Here is a 22,891-nt window from a genome sequence, read left to right as displayed (position 1 = left end):
GTCTCGGGAACGGTGTTCACCATGGTTCGGCCGAACAAAGACGAACACCGGTGAACACGGAACTGGGGGTCCTGTGGTCAAGGAGCACAGCGGGAGAACCGCTCTCGCGGAACTGCGCGAGCGGTTGCGCTACGGGCGGGTTCTCGCCGGGCTGAGCGTGACCCAGCTCGCGACCCGGGCCAGACTGGGCCGCACCACCGTCCACACCGCCTTCCAAGACGGGAGGCCGGTTCCCTCAGCGGAAACGGTCGCGGCTCTGGGAACTGCATTGCGTCTGCCGGTGGAGGAACTGCTGGCGCTCCAGCGGGCCGCAGCCGAGGAAGCCACCCCAGCACCGGTACCGGAGAAAGGCCCGGGAAGGCCGATCGTCGAGTGGGACCCGCACGATCTGGAGGTACATCCCGCCGGAGTCACCCCCGCCTCCGGCTCCGCGGAATCAAGGCGGATGCTGTCCGGTTACGTGCACCGCGTTCACGACCGGATCCTCGCCGACGCCGCAGGGGACGCCGAGATGGGCCGGAGCCGAATGCTGGTTCTGGTTGGCTCGTCCTCGACCGGCAAGACCAGGGCGTGCTGGGAGGCCGTCCAACCGCTCGCGGCCCAAGCATGGAAGCTGTGGCATCCGTTCGACCCGACCCGGGCCGAAGACGCGCTGACCGAACTCGAACGCGTCGCACCGCAAACGGTGGTGTGGCTCAACGAGGCCCAGCACTACCTCGGCGATCCGCAGGTCGGCGAACGCCTCGCCGCCGGCCTGCACAGCCTCCTTACCGACTCCAGCCGCGGACCGGTCCTCATCCTGGGAACCCTCTGGCCCGAGTACGAGGACCAATACACCGCCATGCCCCGACCCGGCGGGCCCGACCCCCACAGCCGCGTCCGTGAGTTGCTGGCCGGCCGCACAGTGACTGTTCCCGACACCTTCGACCAGGACGCGCTCGGCGCTGCCGCGACCCTTGCCGAGGAGGGTGACCGGCTGCTGGCGGAGGCTCTTACCCGCGCCGGCACCGACGGGCGAATCGCCCAAGACCTTGCGGGTGCCCCCGAACTCCTGCGCCGCTACCGGCAAGGCACCCCGGCTGTCCGGGCTCTCCTGGAGGCCGCGATGGACGCCCGCCGTCTCGGGCTGGGTCTCCGCCTTCCCCAGGCGTTCGTGACCGACGCTGCCACCGACTATCTCGCCGACCACGACTGGAACCAGCTCACCGACGACTGGGCCGAAATGGCCTACACCGACCTCGCCCGTCCCGTCCACGGCAAGCAAGCCCCGCTCGGCCGGACCAATCCCCGGCCCACACGGCGTCCCCCGGTCGGTCCGATACCAGCCACTGCTGTGGCCCCACCCACGGGTCCAATGATCCGCCTCGCCGACTACCTCGAACAGCATGGCCGCACCGCCCGGCGTCTGATCTGTCCCCCCGCGTCCTTCTGGCACGCCGCTCACATCCACCTCACCCACTCCGGCGACCTGAACAACCTCGCCGAAGCCGCCAAGGACAGGGGCCGGTTGCAATGGGCCCACTACCTCCGCCTCCGAGCTGCCCGAACCGGCCACACCGGCGCCATGATCGAACTGGGCTGGGAGAGGGAACTGGCCGGGGACCGGGAGGCCGCCGAGACGCTCTACCGGCGGGCCGCAGACGCCGGCGATCCCGGCGCCGTCCGCCGCCTGGGGCAGATGCGGGAGAGTGCCGGGGACCGAGAGAACGCCGAAGCCCTCTACCAGCAGGCTGCCGATGCCGGTGAAGCCGACGCTCTGCGTGGCCTGGCGCGGTTGCGGGAAACGGTCGGAGATTCAAAGGGTGCCGAAGCCTATTACCGGCAGGCTGCCGACGCCGGTCACACCAACGCCTTTACCGACCTGGTGTTTATGCGGGAAAGGGCTGGAGACCGGGAGGGGGCCGAAGCCTACGCTCGGCAGGGCGCCGATGCCGGCGATGCATTCCCCCTCTCCAACCTGTCGGTGATGCGAGAGGAGACCGGGGACCGGGAGAGCGCCGAAGCTCTCGCCCTGGAAGCCGTTTGCTCCGGTGATGCCAATGCCCTGTTGAAACTGGGGCGGATGCGGGAGGAGGAAGGAGACCGAGAAGGTGCCGAAGCTGCCTACCGACGGGCCGCGGACGCCAACGGCGGCCTCACCGTCGCCCACATGGCGTGGGCGCGGGAGGAGGCCGGCGACAAGGCGAGCGCCGAAACCGTTGCCCTGAAGGCTGCGGATGCCGGCGATTTCGACGTCCTGCGCGACCTGGCGCGGATGCGGAGAGAGGCCAGGGACCGTGAGGGAGTCGAAGCCCTCTACCGGCACGCCGCCGACGCCGGCCATCTCCCCTCACTCGGCATGGAAAGGTGGCAGTACGGACTGGACCCGGATGGATCCCCCTCGGCTCCATGGAGCGCGGACCATCAATGACAGGCAGGCGGAGAAGCCGACGCTCCGGCCTGAGGTACACGACCGGGGTGAGCAGCGTCCTGTCATCGCGAACTCATCCGGGCGCTCTCCATGTCGTCGGACGGCGCAGCGTTGGCAAGCGTGAGTCGACGGCACGGAGTATTGGCTCGGCAATCGCCGGACATCATGGGCCTTCTCACCGCAGCTCGGATACCGACCGGAGGGTGGACGAAACCTTCAGCACTGCGGACGTCAGTGGGCGTCAACTGTGGCACATCACCCGTGACGTGGCGGGAGCGGAAGAGCCCCCAGCACCTTGATATGGCCTGCGCAGCCCACGGCCGCGAAGGGCCGGCTGCACCAGCGGGCCTGACAGCTTGGTTGCAGTTTCGGCTGCATTTTCCGCCGGCCTGAACAGGCAAGACATTCGGCCCCGACCTGTCGCCAGGTCGGGGCCGATGTCCTCTGATTGCAGTTGCCTCGCGGAACCCAAAGCTCAGCTTGCTTCCGGCGCCGTCGCGTCGGCCGCGTTCAAGTTGGTTCACCCGGATTGCCCGGCGGCCTCGGTTTGCCTCTGCCCGACCAAGAGCGCCCCGAGGGCCTTGCACTGAACATGCCTCCATGGTGGGCGGCATGAGTTCCTTGCCTATTGACACCGGTTTGCACCCGATGGGTTACTTGGTGTAATCGAACCGTTGTGTCGTCGAAGGGGGCTGGTTCGAGACGCTCCCCCATCCGTCGGCGATCGTCCAAGGGGGCGCCCCATGCCGGTCTCACCGAACCAGGGATCCACCGGTGGCGGTGATGCGGTGACCCTCACCGGGAGCCACTTCACCGGTACCACCGCCGTGCGCTACGGCTCCCGCCAGGCTACGAGCTTCATGGTCGTCAGCGACGCCACGACTGACACCATCACCCCTTCCGGTCACGGCGCCGTCCCGGTCTCCGTCACAACCGCCGGCGGAACGGGGATTGTGGGCACCTTCTACTACCTGCCGCCGCCCTCCTTCCGCCTCGGCCCGCCTCCGGCGGGTCCTTCGGGAGGTGGCAATACGGTGATCTTCACCGGCCTCGGGCTCTACACCACGAGCGAGGTCAGATTCGGTACGCAGTCCGCCGTGTTCACCGTCGATTCGGACGGCCGGCTCACCGCGACCGTCCCACCGGCGGCCTCCGCGGGTCCGGTGGGGGTTACCGTGATCACCAGAGGCGGAATCGCCGGCGGAGTTACCTATACCTATCTCGACTCGCCCTCCATTACCGCCGTCACCCCCGACTCGGGACCGGTGGACGGCGGCAATCTCGTCGTCATCACCGGGACCGCGTTCTCCTACACCACGAGCGTCACCTTCGGCGGCATACCCGCCCTCTCCTTCCGGGTCGCCTCCGACACCGAGATCGACGCGGTGCTGCCGGCCGGAGAGCTCGGTCCGGCCGATGTCTCCGTCACCACCCTCGGTGGCACCACCACAGCTTCGGACGCCTACACCTATCTGGGACTCTTCGCGGTCCTAGGCGGAGCGTCGGTCACCAACACCGGTCTTACGAGCGTCACCGGAGATCTCGGAGTAAGCCCGGGAGTGTCCATCACCGGATTCCCGCCCGGCCGGGTAAACGGAAGTATCCACAACTCGGACACAGCTGCCGTCGAAGGCCATGCCAACCTGGTCACGACGTACAACGACGCCGTCGATCAGATCCCGGACGCCGGCATCACCGGAGACCTCGGCGACCTGACACTGCCTCCCGGCGTCTACAACGCCGCCTCTTCCATCGGGCTCACCGGAACGCTCACGCTGGATGCCCAGGGCGACCGCAACGCCGACTGGATCTTCCAAATCGGATCGACCCTGACGACGGCAACCGCGAGCCAAGTGCTCCTCATCAACGGCGCCATGGCCAGGAATGTCATCTGGCTGATCGGTAGTTCAGCCACTCTGGGCCCTGACACCGACTTTGCAGGAAGGGTCCTGGCCCAGATTTCGATCACCGTGAATGCCGGCGTGACGGTCAACGGCCAGGTCCTGGCCATCAACGGCTCTGTAACTCTGGACACCAACACAATCACTCGCCCTTGGTGACGGAGTCACACGCCACGCAACCGGGGCGCATGCCCGCCGCGTCCGCCGGCGCTCGGACGTCCGCTCGACACGACCGTGCCCGCCCGGACCACCGCCCACGGTCGACGTAGGTGAGGGTGTTGCCGTGGAACGTGATGCCGAGCCGCTCGGACGAAAAGCCCCAGCGCCGGTCGTTGCGAAATGTGGGCACCGGCAGGTCCTCGGCACCCGGCATGTCGGCGGCGCACGGGCACGTCGTCGTCGATCGCTCCATGTCTTTCGGTACGGCAACCTCCCACGCGCACGACACGCTCCTGCCGTGGCGCACGGCCCGCGCCGCCGCCGGCCGAACGTCGTCGGTGATGTGGTTCAGAGTGCCGAGCTCGTCGTCGTCACCCCACCGTCCCCAGTTCGACAGCGTGCCGAAGTACCCGAGCACATCGTCCTGTGTGGGCATCGGTCGCCCTGCCGTCATCCCGGTATCAACTCCTCCGGTCACGCGGTTCGAGGCACCAGGGCCCGCTGAAGTGGCATGACACCAACAGGATCGGCTCGGCTCGGAGGTCCGAGTCCGTGCCTCCGATCGGAAGGTTCAGGCGGTGTGTTCCCGGGTGAAGGCGAGAGCGATTCGGCGGTGCTCGCGGTCCATTTCGGTGATGGATACGTCTACTTGGTCGCCGACTCGGACCGGCGGGCGCGGGGGTTCGGCCGGTGACGATGTCGCCGATCCGCAACGAGGACATGAACGTGCGGCGTCCTCGGCCGGAGCGCGATTGGCGTGCTCGCAGTACGCCATCGGCGTCGGGCAGGTCGCCGGCGAGCAGTGGCCGGCGGTCGGCCTCATGTATGGGAACGAGCGTGGTTCGATCTCCGGGGGTCTCGGGCAGGTCTGGGTGGGGCATGTGCGGTTCGGCGATGCGTTGCTTGTGGAATTGGCCGCCCGGATGTTGTCGAACTAGCGATGTGAAGCGCTCCCGGCGCGCGATGGCGGTCCTGATCGCCTCGACGTCCTCGGTCAGGTCCGGCCACACTGCCAATCGTGCCCGCGGTGTCAGTCGGCCGCGTACGGAACGGATTTCGGCGCGGCCAGGGCGGTGGGGCGCTGGGCCGTTTGGGGAGGGCATGTCCCCGATCGGGTGGAAATGATCGACAAGTCTGGCGAGTTCGGGGGGCGGGTCAGGAGCATGGCGGCGTCGCGGCAGTTCGCCGTCGTCGTTTCGATCGTGGAGAACCGATGCACATGCGTACCCTGGCGCTCGGCGCCGCCCTTTCGCTGACCGCCCTCCTGCTCCCGGCGACGAGCGCGAGTGCCGCGCCGGCCGCGCCGCCGCCCTGTAGCGACGGCTCGGTCTGCTTCTGGACGGGCGAAGGATTCCACGGCAGCACGTGGGAGTGGACCTCGCGCAGCGGCTACCGCGATATGCCGCCGGCCTTCCACGACCACGTCGGTTCGTTCGTCTCCGGCACCAGGGCGTGTTTCATCAACTGGAGCCCGGTGCAGAAGCGCGACGTGTTCAACGGCGACTGGCGCTCGCGCTACCTCGGCGACTTCGGCGGCCGGATCGACGGCGTCGGCCCCGGCGCCTGCTGACACCCCTTGGACAGCAACGGCCGGTCCTTCGTCGGGGAGGACCGGCCGTTGCGCGAACTCAGTCGCGGACCGGCACCGTCACCGTGGACGGGTCGTTCGCCGGCGACGAGAAGGCGAGTCCGGCGCCGAACGGGTTGTGCTCCAGGTAGAGCGGATCGACCGTGTCGACCACGACGGCGAGGCGGTGGCCCGCCGGGACGTCGTAGGCCGTCGCGTACATGTCGATGTCGACCGGGAACGCCACCCCCGGCGTCTTTCCGTGGAAGGTCAGCGGCGTGTGGGTCACCAACTTGCCGATGCCCAGCGGGCCGACGTCGTACAGGTAGGCGAAGATCGTTCCGCTTTCGTGCGATGCGGTGACGGTGGTGTGCAGCTTCGTCGTACCGCGCACCTTCGTCTGTGTGCCGTAGCGGTCGCTCTGCCACACGCCCGCGAACGCCCTGGGCAGCAGCGGGATCGAGGCGACCGGCGGGGCCTGGATGAACTGGTCGAGGATGCTGGACAGGAAGATCGTGCCGCCGTCCGCCCCGGAGTCGACGTTGGCCAGGACGCGCTGGGTCCCGGTGAGCGCGATGGTGCGGGTCGAGGAGGGCACCGCCGACCAGCTCGGGTAGCCCTCGTAGCCGCCGTCGCCGGTACGGGACTTGAGCTGTACGGGCTGCTCCCGGTCGATGCCGTTGTCGACGCCGCGCAGGTGGTGGTCGAACCAGCGGGTCGAATCGGCCCACATGTCGTTCGGCAGCCCGAGCAGTCCGCCGGCCTCGGCGGTGGCGTGGTCGCCGGGACGGAATTCGAGCCGCTTGGCGCCGGTCAACTTCCCGTAGAAGTGCGCGTATTGGTTCGGCGGGAAGAGCGAGTCGCCCCAGGCGTTGCCGAGCATGATCGCGGCGCCGTTGGCGTTGATCCGGTCCAGGTAGGTCGCGGGCGAGCGCTTGGCGCCCCACGCGAGCATCTCCGCCTCCTTGGCCAGGTTGCCGGAGAGGAAGTTCTTCAGGATCTCGGTGAGTTCGGCGCTGGGTCGTCCGGTGAGGAAGCCGGCGCCGCCCAATAGTGCTGCCGCCTGGGCGTGTTCGGTCCGGCCGCCGTAGATTGAGTCGATCAGGTCGGCCCAGCCGCTCATCGCGACCACGGCCTTGATCCTGGGATCGAACGCGGCGGCGAGCAGGCTGATCCCGGCGCCGTACGAGACGCCGGCCATGCCTATTCGACCCGGATCGGCGGGAGTGTTGGCGAGCGCCCAGTCGATCACCCTGGACGCGTCGGCGATGTCCTTGGGACCGGCCGTTTCGATCTCGCCGCCGGACTGCCAGAAGCCGCGGGAGTTGTAGCCGATCACGACGTAGCCCTTGTCCGCGAGCTTTTGCGCGGGGACGACGTACTCGATCTGGGGCATCGCCCAACTGGTCGGCAGGACCACGACCGGGTAGCGGGTACCGGGGGCACCGCCGGTGGGCGTGACGACGTTCGCGGCGAGCCTGGTGCCGCCGTCGCCGGGGATGTCGACGAAGCGCAGGGACGTGCCGGCGGCGGTCTGCACGGCCGCCGCCGGGGTGTGCGTGGGGACGGTGCCGGCCGACGCGGCGGGCCCGAGGGCGGTCCCGGCGAGCATCGCGGCCGAGACGACGGCGACCGCACGAGCGCGTGAGCGCACACGAGCGCCTGGGCGCACACGAGCGCGTGAGCGCATGCGGAATTGACCCATGAGGGTCTCCTGACGTCATGGTCGGGGCGTGGCCCGACCCGCGAGAAAGCATGGTGAAGCGACGCCCAGGGACGGCGTCTGAAGGTGACTCACGAGTAAGTTACGCGCCGGTAAATCAGGACGGAAGAGCCATGAGGAACTCCGCTTCGCACGGTTCCGACGACGGCGGGGGGGGACGAACGGTGATGGCGGAGGCGGAGGCGGAGGCGGAGGCGGAGGTGGAGACGGGGGTGGGGGTGGGATGGCGGTGGTTGGTGGTGAAGCGGCGCGGCGCGGCACCGGCCGGAGTGGGGCGGTGCGACGGGGGCGACTCGTCCTGAGACGGCCGGAGCGGGCCGGGCGGCGATGCGGTGCGGGCCGGCGGCTAGGGGTGATTTGGGTGGAGGCGGCCTGAGTCGGGGGGCGGCATCCCTGGGCAGGCGGCACGGCCCGGTGAGACCGGGTGGGGCGGCAGACGTGGTGATTTCGGTGGGATGGTGCGAGTCGGGCAAGGCGACGCTGGGGCGGGCGGCAGGGTTCGAGGTCGGCTTCGACCCGGAGGGTCGGCTCATGCCGGCCGACGAGGCGATCATGACCGACTCGTCACGTTTTTGGGCATGTTGATCCGGGCCGGGATGACACGGGCCGGGCAAGACGTAGACGTGGCGGCTGAGCGGGGCGTGAGCCGGTGGGGGAGTCGGCCGCACGGCCGTGGGGGAAGTCCCGGCGCGCCCCCGGGGTGATCTTCGGCCGCGGTCGCGGTGAGGGTGCTTCCCGCCCCGGTACCGTGGTCCCGGCGAGCGGGGGCTAGCGGGGGTGAGCGTGGAGGACGTCGACGCGGAGACGCGGCGGGCGTGGGAACGGGGCGAGCGCGGGCGGGCACGGTGTGCCGAAGCGCTGGCCGCGGAGTCGACGGACGAGGGTCCGGAGGCCGTGCGCGACTTGTTCGCGGAGGCGATCGAGTTGCTGACCGAGGCGCTCGGCGCGCTGGACGTTGCCGATACACGCTGGCCGGAATTCGCGTATGCGGCGGGCATCGCGTACGCCGCGAGCGCTGCGACCACCGACGACCGGCCGGCCTGGGATCAGGCGCGGATCTGCTTCCGGCGCGCACATCGGGCCGCACCGGCGGACGCCCACCTGTTCCGGGCCGCCGCGCAGGTGGCCTCGGCCCGGGTCGGCCTCGACCCGCGCGGCACGCCGTGGCGCACCCTGCTCGACCCGCCGTCGGCCGCCGAGATCGCCGCCGCACTCGGCCGACTCGGCAGCGACGCGCTGGTGCAACTCGTCCCGGGCGCCGCGGTGTTGACCGACGCCGATGGCACCACGCGGGTGCTCGACCTGCCCGAACTCGACTACGGCCTGGACCTGGCCGAGGGCGACCGGGAGAACTGGGCCGTCATGCTCGATGCGCTGGGCGAATGGGCCTGGGCCACGGTGATGGAACCGGTACTGACCGCGGTGCCCGGCTCGTTCGGCCGCGCGCCGTCCCTGGTCCTGCTGCCCGCCGGACCGTTCGGTATGGTGCCCTGGCATGCGGCCTGGACACTCGTCGACGGCCGCCGCCGGCACGCGCTCCAGAACGCGCAGATCTCGTACATCGGCGCGCCGCGTCTGCTGTGCGAGGTCGCGGCGCGGCCGGCGAGTGCGCGGGCCCGGCGGTATGCGATCGAGATCGGGCGGGCCGCCGGCGACCCGATCGCGTTCGTGCCGGCGGGCGGTCACGACGAGACCTGGCGGGTGGGCGCCGAGTACCTGGCGGCGGGAACCCACACGGTGGTGTCGACGTTGTGGCCGGTGGACGAGACGACCACCGCGCTGGTGCTGTACATGGCCCACCACTACCTCGACCGCCGCGACCTGCCACCGGCCCAGGCCGTCCGCACGGCGCAGCTGTGGCTGCGCGACCCCAAGCGCGGAATCCCGGCCGCGATGCCGGCCGAACTGGCCGCCCGAGCACGCGCGATCGCCCCGGACGACCTGACCGCCTGGCCGGCATTCACCCACTCGGGCTGGTGAGCCCCCACCCGGTCCGGCGAGACGTCCCGCGGCTTGTTTTGCCACCCCGCCTTCCCAAGCGGGGTGCGTGGCGCGTACTGTTCGCCACGCCATCGCGGGAGCTCGGACCAACCGGGCTGAGAGGGCGGCATGGGGTGTCGGCGTCGAGCCGGCGCGCCCGGGGCCACCGACCGCTTGAACCTGTCCGGGTAATGCCGGCGTAGGGAGAGCAGGTAGAGCCATGTCGGCTCCGGTCATCGACGACGCACGCCCCGAGCTGCCGCACGGCGGCGCCGAGGCGCCCCTGATCCTGGACACCACACCGCCGCGCACCCTCGGGTTCCGCGACCAGGCGGCGTTCTGGGCCAACCTCGGCGTGAGCCTGCTCGGCTTCTCCGGCGCGCTGTACGTGCTGGCCCCGGCGGGGTATCCGCAACTGTCGATGGTCGCCGCGATCGTCGCGGCCGTCGGCGGCACGCTGATCGGCACCCTCATGGTCGCCGTCGCCGGCATCCCGGGTGCCCGCAGCGGTGCGCCCGCGATGACCGTGCTGCGCGGCCTGTTCGGCACGAAGATCTCGTACGTGCCGACGGTGTTCAACATCGTCCAGTGCATCGGCTGGGGCACCTTCGAGCTGCTGGTGATCTCGATCGGCATCGAGGCGATGACCGACGGTGACGGCCCGCACTGGCTGTACATCGTCGCCGCCGGCACGGTCACCACGGCGATGACGCTGCGCCCGCTGGGCATGCTGCGGATCCTGCGCCGCTACGTGACGGTCGCGGTGGGCATCGCGATGCTCTACTTCTCGGTCCAGCTGTGGCGCGAGGGCCTGCCGCCGATGACCGAGGGTTCGTGGTCCGGGTTCTTCCCGGCGATGGACGCGGCGCTCGCGGTCGCGGTCTCCTGGGTCCCGCTCGCGTCCGACTACACCCGCCACTCGCGCGGCACCAAGCCCGCGTTCTGGGCCGCGCTGAGCGGATTCTCGATCACCAGCATCTGGTGCTACCTGCTCGGCCTGGTCGCCCTCGCCCAGGTGGGCGGCGACCCGGACAAGATCTTCGACTCGTTCCTGGGCGTCACCGCAGGCTGGGTGTTCTTCGCCGTCCTGGTCGTGCGCGAGGTGGACCAGAGCTTCGCCAACGTCTACAGCACCGCGATGTCCATCCAGAACCTCGCACCGCGCGTGGACCGCCGGGTGTTGTGCCTGGGCGTGGGTGCGCTGGTCACCGCGTTCGCGCTGATGGTGAACGACTTCGACACCTACGCGAGCTTCCTGTCGCTGATCGGCTCGATCTTCATCCCGCTGCTGGGCGTGCTCGCGGTGGACCTGTTCGCCGGGCGCGGGCGGGCAGGCTGGGACCTGGGCGACCACGCGCCGGCCCGCTGGGTGATGATCGCGCCATGGGCGCTGGGCTTTTGCATGTACCAGCTGATCAACCCGGGTTCGGTCGAGTGGTGGGCGACGTTCTGGGGCCACATCCAGGACGCGCTGCACATCCACGCGCAGGCGTGGACGTCGGCCTCGCTGTTCTCGTTCGCGCTCGCGGGCGCGACCGCGTACCTCGCGGTCGCGTGGGACCGGCGGCGGGCGGTCGCGGCGCGTTGAGGCCGGCCGGCGGGAGTCGACCACATCGACGCCGCCGGTGGCGCTCGGCGGCGGCCTACTCCGTCGGGGTTAAGGCCGAGGCCAGGTCCGGCGCCGACCAGCGCCGCATCTCGGCGGGTGCGGTGTCGGCGGGGCCCGGGTAGAGGCGGTACAGGGTGCCCCCGCCGGTGATCGGGATATCACCGTGGACCAGGGCCACGAACGCGCGGCCGGCGGCGAGTTCCTCGCCCGCGTCGAGGGAGACTGCGGTGCCGCCGACGCCGTCGCGCACGCGGGCCGCGAAGGCGTCGGCGTCCTCGTCGGGGCCCAGGCGGTACTCGGTGAGTTCCCCCGCGCGCCGGCCGCGGATCAGCACCCGGTCGGTGGTCGCGGCGGCGATGATCCGGGCCAGGTCGCCGAGCGTGGCCCGGCCTCCCGGGGCGAAGTGGATGCGCAGGTCGCGGGCCAGTTCGGCGAGGCGGTCGGTGTGCCGGAAGACGTTGTGCGGGCCGTCCTGGCCGGACAGGTTCAGATCGGTCCACTGGGCGGTGCCCGCGGCCAGGTCGACAGTCATCGGGACGCAGATCCGCGCGTCGCCCGCCAGGTCGAAGCGCTGCCGGACCGCGCTCGGGTCGAACGTGCGCCCGGCGGCCACCGCGTCCAGGTCCTGGAAGCCGGCGAACGCGTCGAGCAGGTCGTCGAACGCCACGTCGTTGTAGCTGAAGACGACCACGACGGCGTACCGGACGTCCTGCGCGGCCGGCTTGGCGATGTCCAGATCCACGAACTCGGTCGCGCCGTGCGGTGCGGGTGCAAGTGAAGTCACCCGAGTGCACCATCGCGCGGTCCGGGCCGTAGACCAGGTTCGTGTAGTCGCACAGGCCGAGGTATTGCCAATTCGCGTCGTACAGCGCGATCGACAGGTCCAGATCGACCCGCTGGTCCGCGGCCTGCATCCAGTGCAGGAACAGCCGGATCCGACCGCCGCGCGGCATCGGCCGGGTGCTCCCGCGCGGGATCGCGACCAGCGCCTCGGCGGTGGAGTGTTCGGCGAACGGCGCGATCAGGTCGTCCAGTCCGGCATCCAGGACAGCGACCTCGTCCCGCGGCAACTCCAGTGCCCGGCGTGTCAGTTCCCGCTCGATGAGGGCGCAGACCGGGGCGCTGAGCGCGACCGGGACGGGCTCGCCCGCGTCGTTGCGCGCGTACGCTCCCGCGACGCTGCCGCGCGGGAACCACACCCGCCGTTCCCCCGCCGTGCGTTCGGCCCGCAGCCGACCCCACGCGCCGAGCAGCGGACCGGGGCCGACCCGGCGCAGCACGCCCGGCAGCGCGGCGACGAGTCCGGCGGGCAGCGAGGTTTCGCCGCTGCCGGCCCAAACCCCGCGACCTTGGTCGGCGCCCGGGGCCCACGCGCGTGGTCGGGGCGTGGTCAGGCGGTCTTGTGCCGGCGTCGGCCGCTGCTCTCCAGGTAGCGGGCCAGGCCGGAGAGGAGCATGCACATGCCGATGTAGATCGGTGCGATCACGATGACGACCGGGATGAACGGCAGGCTGTAGTCGAGGTTGGTGGCGATCTGCTTGCCGGCGTAGAGGAATTCCTCGTAGGAGATCAGGTAGCCCAGCGAGGTGTCCTTGAGGGTGACCACCAACTGGCTGATGATCGTGGGCAACATGGTGCGGACCGCCTGCGGGATCAGGATGTGCACCATGACCGCGGTCTTGCGCATGCCCAGCGCGTAGGCCGCCTCGCGCTGGCCCTTGGGGACCGCGTTGACGCCACCGCGGAAGACCTCGGCCAGGACCGATCCGTTGTACAGGGTCAGTCCGCAGATCAATGCCAGGCGGGGTTCGACCTTCATCGCGATGAAGATGAAGAAGATCATCACCAGCACCGGCATGGCCCGGAAGAACTCCACCACCAGGCCCGAGAACCAGCGGACCACCCGGTGTTCGGAGAGCCGGCCGGCAGCGAACACGGCGCCGAAGGCCAGCGAGAGCACCGCCGCCCACGCGAAGACCTGGAGGGTGTGCCCCAGGCCGCGGAGCAACAACTTCTGCACGCCCACGTATTCGAACGGCGCCCACTTGTCGTGGGCGAACTGGTCGGTGTCGAACAGCTTGTAGACCACCCACGCCAGCACACCGAGCAACAGCACGGTGACGATCAGGCCGTACGTGCGGTGTCGGGCCAGGGCCTTGGGCCCGGGGACGTCGTACAGCGCCGAAGTCTCGATGCTCATCGGGCCACCTCCAGGCGCTTCTCCAGGAAGCGGAACAGGGCGCTGATGGACAGCGTGATGATCAGGTAGCCGACCGCGATCCAGATGAACGTGACGACGATGTCGTAGCCGAGTTCGTTGAGCGTGCGGTATGTGCCCAGCAGTTCGACGACGCTGAACGAACCGGCGATCGCGGTGTTCTTGGCGAGCGCGATCAGCGTGCTGCCCACCGGCGGGATCACCGCGCGCACCGCCTGCGGCAACACGATCAGGTTGAGCGTCTGACCGAAGTTCATCCCCAGACTGCGCGCCGCCTCGCCCTGGCCGACCGGCACGGTGTTGATGCCCGCGCGGACCGCTTCGCAGATGAACGCCGAGGTGTAGCACCCCAGGGCGAGCACCGCGAGGGTGAAGAACGGGAGCACCACGCCGAATCGCGGCAGACCCAGCACGACGGCGAAGAACAGCAGGGTGAGCGGGGTGTTGCGGAGCACCGTCACCCACACGCCGCCGAGCATGCGCAACGGCCGGACCGGGGAGACCCGGCACCCGGCCATCAGCACCCCGACCCCTAGCGCGATCGCCGAGGCGGCCAGGGTGAGTTCGAGCGTGCCCACGAAGCCCTTGCGGAACAGGGTGAAGTTGTCGAGCAGGACATTCATCGTCGGCCCTCCGCTAGTACCGGTCCACCGGCGGCGGCTGGGGAGCCGGTACGCCGGAGAGGCCGAGGGTCGAGTCGTAGGCGCGCTTCCAGTCGCCGTTCTGTTCGTGCGCGACGATCGCGTCGTCGAGCGCGAGGCGGAAGTTGCGGTCCCCGCGCGGCACTCCGATTCCGTACGGCTCCTTCGAGAACGGCTCCCCGGCGAGGCGGAGTTGGTCGGGCACCTTGGCGGCGTAGCCCTTGAGGATGGTGTCGTCGGTGGTGACGGCGTCGACCTGAAGACTGATCAGGTTGTCCACGCAGACCGAATAGCTGTCGTAGGCCACGGCGGTGGCCTTGGGGTAGTCGGCGACCAGGCGCTGGTACGGGGTGGACCCGGCGACCGAGCAGACCTTCTTGCCGGCCAGGTCCTGCGGCCCGTTGATGTCCTTGTCGTTCTTGCGGACCAGCAGCGCCTGACCGGCCATGTAGTACGGGCCGGCGAAGCCGACCAGCTTCTTGCGGTTGTCGTTGATCGTGTACGTCCCGACGTAGTAGTCGACTTCGCCGTTCTGCAAGGACGTCTCGCGGTTGGCGGAGGTGATCGTCTTGAACTCGATCCGGTCCGCCGGGAAGCCCAGTGAGGCGGCCATCATCTTGGCGATCTCGACGTCGAAACCCGAGTAGTAGCCGGTCGCCGGATCCTGCTGGGCGACGTAGGGCTGGTCGGCCTTGGTGCCGACGACCAGTCGCCCGCGCGACTTGGCCGAGCGGAAGGTGGGCGAGTCGATGTTGACGTCGGTGGCCACCTGATAGGACGGCAGGTCCTTTGCCTTGGGGCCCTTGGGCGGGGGAGTGCCGGACTTGCCGCACGCGGCCAGCAGCAGGGCGGCGAGGAGGAGGGCGAGCAGGGCCGCGAACCGGGGCGAGTCGCCTCGTAGCGTGTTTCCTCGGAACGCGCTTTCTCGGGACGTGTTTTCTCGGGACCTGTTTCGGAGGGCGGTGGTGTGGGCGCGGTCGCCGGTGCCGGTGCCGGTGCCGGTGCGGGTTCGGCTGCGGGTACGGGTACGGGTTTGGGTCCGGTTTCGGGTGCGCATGTCCGATCCCCCGTCAGTGCTTGAGGATCTTGGACAGGAAGTCCTTGGCCCGGTCGGTCTCCGGGTGGTCGAAGAAGTCCTCGGGTCTGCGCGACTCCATGATGCGGCCGTCCGCCATGAACACCACACGATTGGCCGCCGAGCGGGCGAAGCCCATCTCGTGCGTGACCACGACCATCGTCATGCCCTCGACCGCGAGCGTGCGCATGACCTCCAGGACCTCGTTGATCATCTCCGGGTCGAGCGCGGACGTCGGCTCGTCGAACAGCATCACCTTGGGGTCCATCGCCAACGACCGGGCGATGGCGACCCGTTGCTGCTGACCGCCGGAGAGCTGCGCCGGATATTTGGGTGCCTGGTCGGCGAGGCCGACCCGGTCCAGGAGTTCGCGGGCCTTCTTCTCCGCCTCGGCCTTGCTGCGCTTGCGTACCTTGATCTGGGCCAGGGTCAGGTTGTCCAGCACGGTCTTGTGCGCGAACAGGTTGAAGGACTGGAACACCATGCCGACCTCGGAGCGCAGCCGGGCCAGTTCACGACCCTCGGCCGGCAGCGGCCGGCCGTCGATGGTGATGCTGCCGGAGTCGATCGTCTCCAACCGGTTGATCGTGCGACACAGCGTCGACTTGCCGGAGCCCGAGGGGCCGATCAGGACGACCACCTCGTTGCGCGACACCGTCAGGTCGATGTCCCGCAGTACGTGCAGCGACCCGAAGTGCTTGTTCACGCCGGAGAGGACGACGAGTGGGTCTTCCGAGGTCACAGGTATCCGACTCGCCTTCGACACGGGGGTAGGGGCCGTGCGCAAGCGCACATGCCCGGTGCATGGACCTCGGCGGGTCGATTCAGTCGCGCCGGCACCGCCAACCCCTCTAACGGCCGATAGAGTCCCCTCGCGCGGGTGACACGTGTGCGGGCGGCGGCCTGCCGGGCGGGTGGGCGGGCGGTCGGGTGCGTGGATCCGGGCGCGTCACCGGCTCGGTGCGCGGACCCGTCCGCGGACCGGTGCGCGGATCTCGCGCCGACGGGCGTGGGTTCGGACGGAGCGGGTCGAGTCGAGGGAGTCGTCGATGGCCAAGGTCAACATCAGTCTGGACGCGAACGTCGTGATCGAGGTCATGGTCCTGTCCGGCGTGCGCAACGCCCAGGACGCGATCGAGGCGATCGTGCTCGACTACATCGCCCGCGGCCACCGCACCGAGGCGCTGACCGGCAACGTCGAGGACCACCGACGCACGATCGAGGAGCGGGAGCAGCGCAACCCCGTCATCGAGTAGCCGGCCCGTCGCGGTCGCGTTGATCCGAGCCGCTGTACCGAGCCGGAGGGCGCTGCGCGAGAATGGCGAGTGACACGTGTGACACGGAGCCACGGGTCGGGACGTTGGGGGACGGGGCGGGTACGCATGCGGTTGTGGTTGTCCTATTTCGCGTTCATGTCCTCGGTGGGTCTGACGAACCGCACCAGCGACATCTGGCGAAGTGCGCGCGCGGCCGACGACATCGTGTCGGCATTCCGCGCGTTGCCGCTGAGTGACCCGGCTCGGCGCGGGCTGGTGCGGGCGATGGCGCTGGTGGCGATCCAGATGTGGTGCCTGTCCATCGTGATCGCGGTATCGCCGTGGTTCGCGGCGGAGGACGAGAGCCCGGCGGCGTTCTGGGGCTACCTGTCGATGGTCGCGGTCGTGGTCCTGTTGGCCGTCGCGGTGATCGAGGCGACGGTGATCCTGTTCAACCGGCCGCGCAACCTGGTGGCGCCGCACATGCGGGCGGAGCGCGGCGTACTGCGCTGAGGTGCGGAGCGGGGTCGGGGGTGTCGGCCCGGTGCGCCGCCGCCGGTGCGTGGCTCCCGTGCCGGCGCCGAGTCCGTGGGTGGTCTGCGTTCGTGCCTACGGCAACAGCGCGCAGCCGCCGTAGCCGAGCACGTGTTCGCGCAGCAGGTCGCTCGTGGCCGGGTCGCGGCGGCGGAAGGCGGCCACGATCGGCTCGTGGTCGGCCGCGTTCTCGTGCAGGTCCATCCGGTAGACCCGGATCGACAGCGTCGTCCACACCTCGATGCCCAGCGCCTCCCAGACCGAGCGCAGCAGCGCATTGCCGGATGCCGCGACGATCTCGCGGTGGAAGGCCACGCCGTGCCGGATCTGGGCGCTCGCGTCGCCGGCCGTCGAGGCCGCGTGCAGCGCGGCGACGTGCCGGTCGAGCGCGGCGAGCCGCTCGTCGTCGATCAGCGGCAGCGCGAGTCGCGCCGCGGTCTCCTCCAGGCCGGCCCGGACCGGGTAGATCTCGCGTAGATCGTTCTCGCTGAACGAGCGCACGCGCACGCCCTTGTTGGGCTCCGACTCGACCAGGCCGAGCTGTTCCAGCTCGCGCAGCGCCTCGCGCACGGGTGCCTGGCTGACCCCCAACTCCACCGCGACACGGCGCTCGACGATGCGTTCGCCGGGCGCCCAGCGGCCCGCGACCACGGCCTCGGTGACGTACTGGCGGATCTGCTCGCGCAGTGGGCGTCGTTCCAGGGTCGGGCGAGGCGGCTCGGTCATCGGGCCAGTCTAGGGCGCGGACTCGACTTTTGCGCAATGATCGATCATTGCGCAAACTGGAGAGGCTTCACCGCGGAACTCCCTCCCGCTTCACCCGGGGGTCCGCACCCAGAAGCCTTCACCGATACGAAGGAGGGCGGCCCGGATGTCACACCACACGTCGAGCCGTACCCCGACCGGGCAGCTCGACCAGCTCCCCGACCGGGACCCCGAGGAAACCGCGGAATGGACCGCGTCGCTCGACGCCGTCGTGCGCGCCGCCGGCCCCGGCCGGGCCCGCCTGCTGCTGGCCCGCCTGCTCGAACACGGTGCACGTCGCGGCCTCGAACTGCCGCCGGTGACGCGCACCCCGTACGTCAACACCGTGCCCACGTCGGCCGAGCCGGGCTACCCCGGCGATGTGGACCTGGAGGAGCGGATCACCGCCTACAACCGCTGGAACGCGGCGGCGATGGTCACCCGGGCGAGCCGGTACGGGCTGGGCGGGCACATGGCCACGTACGCGTCGGCGGCGTGGTTGTACGAGGTGGGCTTCGAGCACTTCTTCCGGGGGCGGGCCGACGGCGGGCCCGGTGATCAGATCTACTTCCAGGGGCATGCGTCGCCCGGGGTGTACGCACGAGCCTTCCTGGAAGGGCGCCTGACGGTCGATCAGCTCGACCGATTCCGCCGCGAGGTGGGCGGCGGCGGGCTGCCGTCCTATCCGCACCCGCGATCCCTGGGCGACTTCTGGGAGTTCCCGACCGTATCGATGGGGCTCGGGCCGCTGGCGGCCGTCTATCAGGCCCGGTTCAACCGCTATCTGCACCACCGCGGCATCAAGGACACCTCGCAGAGCCGGGTGTGGGCCTTCCTCGGCGACGGCGAGATGGACGAGCCCGAGGCCACCGCCGCGCTCACCCTCGCCGCGCGCGAGGGACTGGACAACCTGGTCTTCGTGATCAACTGCAACCTCCAGCGGCTGGACGGCCCGGTGCGCGGAAACGGGCGTGTGGTCCAGGAGTTGGAGGGAGTGTTCGCGGGCGCCGGGTGGCATGTGGTCAAGGCGCTGTGGGGCCGGGCCTGGGACGACCTGTTCGCGCGCGACCACGACGGCGAGCTGATCCGCCGGTTGGAACACACGCCGGACGGCCAGTTCCAGACCTACTCGGCCGCCGACGGCGGGTACATCCGAGACAACCTGTTCGGCGGCACGCCCGACCTGTGCGCCGTGGCGGGGAAGTTGGACGACGTGCGGCTCGCGGAGCTGGTCGGGTTCTCCCGGGCCGGCCACGAACCGCGCAAGGTGTACGCGGCCTACCGCGCGGCGATCGAGCACCGGGGCGGGCCCAGTGTGGTGTTGGTGCAGACGGTCAAGGGCTGGACGCTCGGACCGGGCTTCGAGGCGCGCAACGCCAACCACCAGATGAAGAGGCTGCGTCGGGACGAGTTCCGGGCGATGCGCGACCGGCTCGACCTGCCGGTGCCGGATGCCGACCTGGCCGGCGAGCTGCCGCCGTACCTGCATCCGGGCCCGGATTCGCGCGAGGCCCGCTACCTGGCCGAACGCCGCCGTGCGCTCGGCGGGCCGGTGCCGGCGCGGCGCCTCGCGTTCACGCCGTTGCCGGAGCCGCCGGCGTTGACCGAGGCGCCGTTCGCCGCGCTGCTCAAGGGCTCCGGAAGGCAGGAGATCGCGACCACGATGGCGTTCGTGCGACTGGCCAAGGATCTGATGCGTGATCCGGTCGTGGGTCGGCGCTGGGTGCCGATCGTGCCGGACGAGGCGCGCACGTTCGGGATGGAGTCGATGTTCCCGACCGCCGGGATCTATTCGCCGCACGGGCAGACCTACGACGCGGTGGACCGCGAACTGCTGCTGTCCTACCGGGAGGCGGTGGACGGTCAGATCCTCAACGAGGGCATCACCGAGGCGGGCGCGGTCGCCTCGTTCACGGCGGCGGCCACCGCGTACGCCACGCACGACGAGCCGATGATCCCGTTCTACGTCTTCTACTCGATGTTCGGCTGGCAGCGGGTCGCCGACCAACTGTGGGCCCTGGCCGACCAGATGGGCCGGGGCTTTTTGATCGGCGCCACCGCCGGACGCACCACGATGACCGGTGAAGGGCTGCAACACGCGGACGGCCACTCGCAGTTGATCGCGTCGACGAACCCGGCGTGTGTGTCCTACGACCCGGCCTTCGGGTACGAGATCGCGGTGATCGTCCGGGACGGCCTGCGTCGGATGCTGACCGCGACGCCCGAGCACCCGACCGGCGAGGACGTCTTCTACTACCTCACCGTGTACAACGAACCGCTTCCGCAACCGGCGATGCCGAGCCCGGACGCGGCCGAGGGGATCCTGCGGGGCATCCATCCGTGTGCGCCCGTGCCCAATGCGGCGGCCGAACTGCTCGCCGGCGGAACGGCGGTGCGATGGGCGCTGGAGGCGCAGCGGATGCTCGCCGAGGACTGGGAGGTGCCCGTGCAGGTGTGGTCGGTGACGTCCTGGACCGAACTGCGCCGCGAGGCGCTGGCCGCCGGGGAGGACCGCGTCCCGTACATCACCCGGGCGTTGGCGGACGCGACCGGGCCGGTGGTGGCGGTGAGCGACTGGATGCGCGCCGTGTCCGACCAGATCGCGCCGTGGGTCCGCCAGGAATGGACCTCGCTGGGCACCGACGGCTTCGGCCTCTCCGACACCCGGGCCGCCACCCGCACCCACTTCGCCGTGGACGCCCCGTCGATCGTGATCCGCACCCTGACGGCGCTGGCCCGCCAGGGCAGGGTCAAGCCGGAACTGCCACGGGAGGCGATGGAGCGGTACGGGCGGGTGGAGAGGTGAGGTGAGGTGGGGGCGTCCTCGTGGGCTCGGCGTGGGGGCGGGTGGAGGGGCGGCGTGAGGCGAGGGCGTTCTCGCGGGCTCGGACTGGGGCTCGGATTTGGGTTCGGGGGCGGCCAGGGGGACCTGCGGTGGGAGGTACGACCCGGTGCGGAAGACTGTGCGCATGACGATCACATCGGTGACAGTGCGTCGACACGTGCCCGACTTGGACGCGGCGATCGTGTTCTACGAGCGGCTGAGCGGCGAACCGGCGACCCGATTCGCTTTTGCCGGGCTGGAGTTGGCGGCCATCGGGCCGTTCCTGGTGTTCACCGGCCCGGACGAGGTGGCGGCCCGCTTCGCCGCGGTGGCCGCCACCCTCGGCGTCGAGGACCTGGACGCGACGATCGCCGACCTGACCGCCCACGGCGCCACCTCGATCGCCCCGCCGACGCCCACGCCGAACGGCCGCCGCGCGGTCCTGCGACACCCGGACGGCGCGGCCTTCGAATACGTCGGCACCTGAGCAAATCGGGGCCGTCCCGGTGCGGGCGGGGACGGCCCCGATCGCGCTCGGGTCAGCTACCGGCGATGAGTTGCCCCGGGCCGAACACGTTGCCGTTCGCGTCCGGAGCCTGTCCGGGGAACGTGTACACCTTGCCGTCGGCGGCCCGGGCCCACAGGTCGGCCCTGCCGTCGCCGTCGAAGTCCCCGTCGGAGGAGACCTGGGGGTAGGCGGCGAGATCGAAACCGGCGGCGATCAGGGTCGGGGTGCGGCCGTAGGCGCCGAGGTCGGCCGTGCCGTCGGCATTGCGGGCGGAGGTGTACTGGTAGATCTCGCCGTCGGTGCGGTCGCGGAACCACAGGTCGGCCAGACCGTCGCCGTTGATGTCGCCGGGGGAGGAAAGTTCCTGGGTCTGCCGGTCGATGCCGTCGAGGGCGGTGGCCCGGGGGGTGTTGGGAACATGCAGCCACAGGCGATGCACGCCCGTTGTCTCCGCCTCGACGGTGAGAAAGTCCCGGCGCCCGTCGCCGTTCACGTCGCCGGGGGCGACGAGTTGCTTCACCTGCGACCAGTTCTGCCGGTAGCCGACGCAGACACCGTTGGCCTGGGTGAGGTCGGTGCATCGAGGCGCGCGGGAAACGAAGAGCGTGCTGTCGCTCCTGAAGTACCCGTTGGTCGGGTTCAACGTGTTGCGGTAGAGCGAGATACTTGTGCCGTTGAAGGCGTAGAGGTCGTCCGCACGTCCTTCGCCGCCGCGGTGGCTGATCAGCGCGCCGGTCCAGGTGTGGTCGGCCATCGGTCCTTGCAGGGCCGACGAGGCGAGGCCGCTGCCGGTGGTCGGATCGCCACCCGCACTCTGGAATCGAAGGGCGCCGCCGGCGTCGGTACGGAGTACGTCCACCTTGCCGTCGCCCGTGATGTCACCGGGCTTGGGCGCGGGCGGGTTGGGGTCGGTCGGGACCTGGAACGAGTAGGTCACCGACCAGGAGCGATTGCCCGCACGGTCCACGCTCTGCGCGACAAGGCTGTTGCTTCCCCATTGGCTCACGGTCAAGGCCGGTGTCCGCCAAGTGCCGGACGGCGCATCGTAGATCGCCTGGGAGCCACCGCCCACCGGCATCGTGCCGTTGAGGACGTACCTGACCTCCGTCACGTCGGCCCCGGCAGCGCTTGCGTCGAAGACGAAGACGCCCTGCTGCCCCGCGTACTTGCCGCCGCCGTTGACCGGGAAGTCCGTGCTGGTGACGGTCGGCGCGCCGGGTCGCGTGCTGTCGACTGTGAATGTGCAGCCTGCGGTGCGCACCGGATCGGGCTGTCCGGCAAGCCCTGCCTCGACGCTCCACGCGTAGGACTTGCCGTCGGTGAGTGCACCGCCCGGCACCCCGGCGGTGGCCGAATGGGCGCCGTACTGCTCCGAGACCCACCCACTGTCCCAGGTGGTCGGGTCCCCGTTGCCGACCTCGTGGAGTTCGAAGTGGGCAGCAACCAAAGGCCCGTTCGGCTCTCCCACCGTCGCGGTCAGGTCCAGCGTGCCGGAGTCGCCGATTCCGGGGAGATAGCCGCACGTTCCGGTCGAGCCGTTGATTGGGGTCGGGTTCATCCGAAGGTCGGTGGGGGCGGTGGTGGTCGTGGTTGTCGCGCCGGCCGGTGCGGTCAGCAGGCCGCAGGCCAGGATGCCGACGACAAGACCGCCGGCCAGGGTGGGCAATCGGCGGCTGTGCGGGAAGGGTTTCCTGCGGTTCATGTGCACTCCTCGTGTCGCCGGAATCACCGGACGGCGGTAG

General features: G+C 70.1%; 18 protein-coding genes. 9 read left to right on the top strand and 9 right to left on the bottom strand.

The window, feature by feature from the left end; all coding sequences use genetic code 11:
* Positions 1-73: 73 nt before the first annotated feature.
* Entirely contained in the window at positions 74-2,410 is a 2,337-nt protein-coding gene (locus tag ACZOOI_RS02925; protein WP_465279260.1) for a helix-turn-helix domain-containing protein, read from the top strand.
* Positions 2,411-3,153: 743 nt separating this feature from the next.
* On the top strand, positions 3,154-4,470 hold the full coding sequence (locus ACZOOI_RS02920) for an ice-binding family protein (RefSeq protein WP_465279259.1): 1,317 nt from the start codon (positions 3,154-3,156) through the stop codon (positions 4,468-4,470).
* Here ACZOOI_RS02920 and ACZOOI_RS02915 read toward each other — a convergent pair.
* A complete protein-coding gene (locus ACZOOI_RS02915; RefSeq protein ID WP_465279258.1) occupies positions 4,454-4,906 on the bottom strand; it encodes a hypothetical protein in 453 nt (150 codons plus the stop codon). The genes ACZOOI_RS02920 and ACZOOI_RS02915 overlap by 17 nt on opposite strands.
* A 777-nt stretch (positions 4,907-5,683) precedes the next feature.
* Here ACZOOI_RS02915 and ACZOOI_RS02910 point away from each other — a divergent pair.
* Positions 5,684-6,040, top strand: a complete 357-nt coding sequence (locus ACZOOI_RS02910) for a peptidase inhibitor family I36 protein (RefSeq protein WP_465279257.1) — start codon at positions 5,684-5,686, stop codon at positions 6,038-6,040.
* 58 nt (positions 6,041-6,098) lie between these two features.
* Here ACZOOI_RS02910 and ACZOOI_RS02905 read toward each other — a convergent pair whose 3' ends face one another.
* The gene (locus tag ACZOOI_RS02905) at positions 6,099-7,742 is read right to left on the bottom strand and encodes a CocE/NonD family hydrolase (protein WP_465279256.1); all 1,644 of its coding nucleotides are present in this window, start codon (positions 7,740-7,742) and stop codon (positions 6,099-6,101) included.
* 795 nt (positions 7,743-8,537) lie between these two features.
* On the opposite strand from ACZOOI_RS02905, the gene ACZOOI_RS02900 reads away from it, so the two are divergent.
* Positions 8,538-9,740 (top strand): CHAT domain-containing protein, encoded by a 1,203-nt coding sequence (locus ACZOOI_RS02900; protein WP_465279255.1) that lies wholly within the window; start codon positions 8,538-8,540, stop codon positions 9,738-9,740.
* Positions 9,741-9,960: 220 nt separating this feature from the next.
* Positions 9,961-11,328, top strand: a complete 1,368-nt coding sequence (locus tag ACZOOI_RS02895; RefSeq protein ID WP_465279254.1) for a purine-cytosine permease family protein — start codon at positions 9,961-9,963, stop codon at positions 11,326-11,328.
* A gap of 55 nt (positions 11,329-11,383) precedes the next feature.
* Here ACZOOI_RS02895 and ACZOOI_RS02890 read toward each other — a convergent pair whose 3' ends face one another.
* The 5 genes from ACZOOI_RS02890 to ACZOOI_RS02870 all read right to left on the bottom strand — a co-directional run bounded on the left by ACZOOI_RS02890 (position 11,384) and on the right by ACZOOI_RS02870 (position 16,025).
* Positions 11,384-12,133: a hypothetical protein gene (locus tag ACZOOI_RS02890; protein WP_465279253.1), complete on the bottom strand. Its 750-nt coding sequence runs from the start codon at positions 12,131-12,133 to the stop codon at positions 11,384-11,386.
* Positions 12,134-12,739: 606 nt separating this feature from the next.
* The gene (locus ACZOOI_RS02885; protein ID WP_465279252.1) at positions 12,740-13,549 is read right to left on the bottom strand and encodes an amino acid ABC transporter permease; all 810 of its coding nucleotides are present in this window, start codon (positions 13,547-13,549) and stop codon (positions 12,740-12,742) included.
* Positions 13,546-14,190 (bottom strand): amino acid ABC transporter permease, encoded by a 645-nt coding sequence (locus ACZOOI_RS02880; RefSeq protein WP_465279251.1) that lies wholly within the window; start codon positions 14,188-14,190, stop codon positions 13,546-13,548. The genes ACZOOI_RS02885 and ACZOOI_RS02880 overlap by 4 nt, the downstream gene beginning before the upstream one ends.
* A gap of 13 nt (positions 14,191-14,203) precedes the next feature.
* Positions 14,204-15,265: a glutamate ABC transporter substrate-binding protein gene (locus tag ACZOOI_RS02875; RefSeq protein ID WP_465279250.1), complete on the bottom strand. Its 1,062-nt coding sequence runs from the start codon at positions 15,263-15,265 to the stop codon at positions 14,204-14,206.
* A gap of 13 nt (positions 15,266-15,278) precedes the next feature.
* Positions 15,279-16,025 (bottom strand): amino acid ABC transporter ATP-binding protein, encoded by a 747-nt coding sequence (locus ACZOOI_RS02870; RefSeq protein ID WP_465279249.1) that lies wholly within the window; start codon positions 16,023-16,025, stop codon positions 15,279-15,281.
* A gap of 307 nt (positions 16,026-16,332) precedes the next feature.
* Between ACZOOI_RS02870 and ACZOOI_RS02865 the strand changes: the two genes are divergently transcribed.
* On the top strand, positions 16,333-16,539 hold the full coding sequence (locus ACZOOI_RS02865; protein WP_391587450.1) for a DUF2191 domain-containing protein: 207 nt from the start codon (positions 16,333-16,335) through the stop codon (positions 16,537-16,539).
* A gap of 126 nt (positions 16,540-16,665) precedes the next feature.
* Positions 16,666-17,052, top strand: a complete 387-nt coding sequence (locus tag ACZOOI_RS02860) for a hypothetical protein (RefSeq protein WP_465279248.1) — start codon at positions 16,666-16,668, stop codon at positions 17,050-17,052.
* Positions 17,053-17,148: 96 nt separating this feature from the next.
* On the opposite strand, the gene ACZOOI_RS02855 is transcribed toward ACZOOI_RS02860, so the two are convergent.
* Positions 17,149-17,799, bottom strand: a complete 651-nt coding sequence (locus ACZOOI_RS02855) for a GntR family transcriptional regulator (RefSeq protein WP_465279247.1) — start codon at positions 17,797-17,799, stop codon at positions 17,149-17,151.
* Between the two features lie 145 nt (positions 17,800-17,944).
* On the opposite strand from ACZOOI_RS02855, the gene aceE reads away from it, so the two are divergent.
* Together aceE and ACZOOI_RS02845 are read left to right on the top strand one after the other, a co-directional pair.
* On the top strand, positions 17,945-20,623 hold the full coding sequence (aceE, locus tag ACZOOI_RS02850; RefSeq protein ID WP_465279246.1) for a pyruvate dehydrogenase (acetyl-transferring), homodimeric type: 2,679 nt from the start codon (positions 17,945-17,947) through the stop codon (positions 20,621-20,623).
* A gap of 163 nt (positions 20,624-20,786) precedes the next feature.
* The gene (locus ACZOOI_RS02845; protein ID WP_465279245.1) at positions 20,787-21,128 is read left to right on the top strand and encodes a VOC family protein; all 342 of its coding nucleotides are present in this window, start codon (positions 20,787-20,789) and stop codon (positions 21,126-21,128) included.
* A 52-nt stretch (positions 21,129-21,180) separates the two neighbouring features.
* Here ACZOOI_RS02845 and ACZOOI_RS02840 read toward each other — a convergent pair whose 3' ends face one another.
* Positions 21,181-22,851, bottom strand: a complete 1,671-nt coding sequence (locus ACZOOI_RS02840) for an FG-GAP repeat domain-containing protein (protein WP_465279244.1) — start codon at positions 22,849-22,851, stop codon at positions 21,181-21,183.
* Positions 22,852-22,891: the final 40 nt, after the last annotated feature.

The sequence above is a fragment of the Embleya sp. L77 genome (assembly GCF_055557415.1).
The sequence above is the reverse complement of the archived record's forward strand: the minus strand, read 5'-3'. Positions and strand labels throughout refer to the sequence as shown.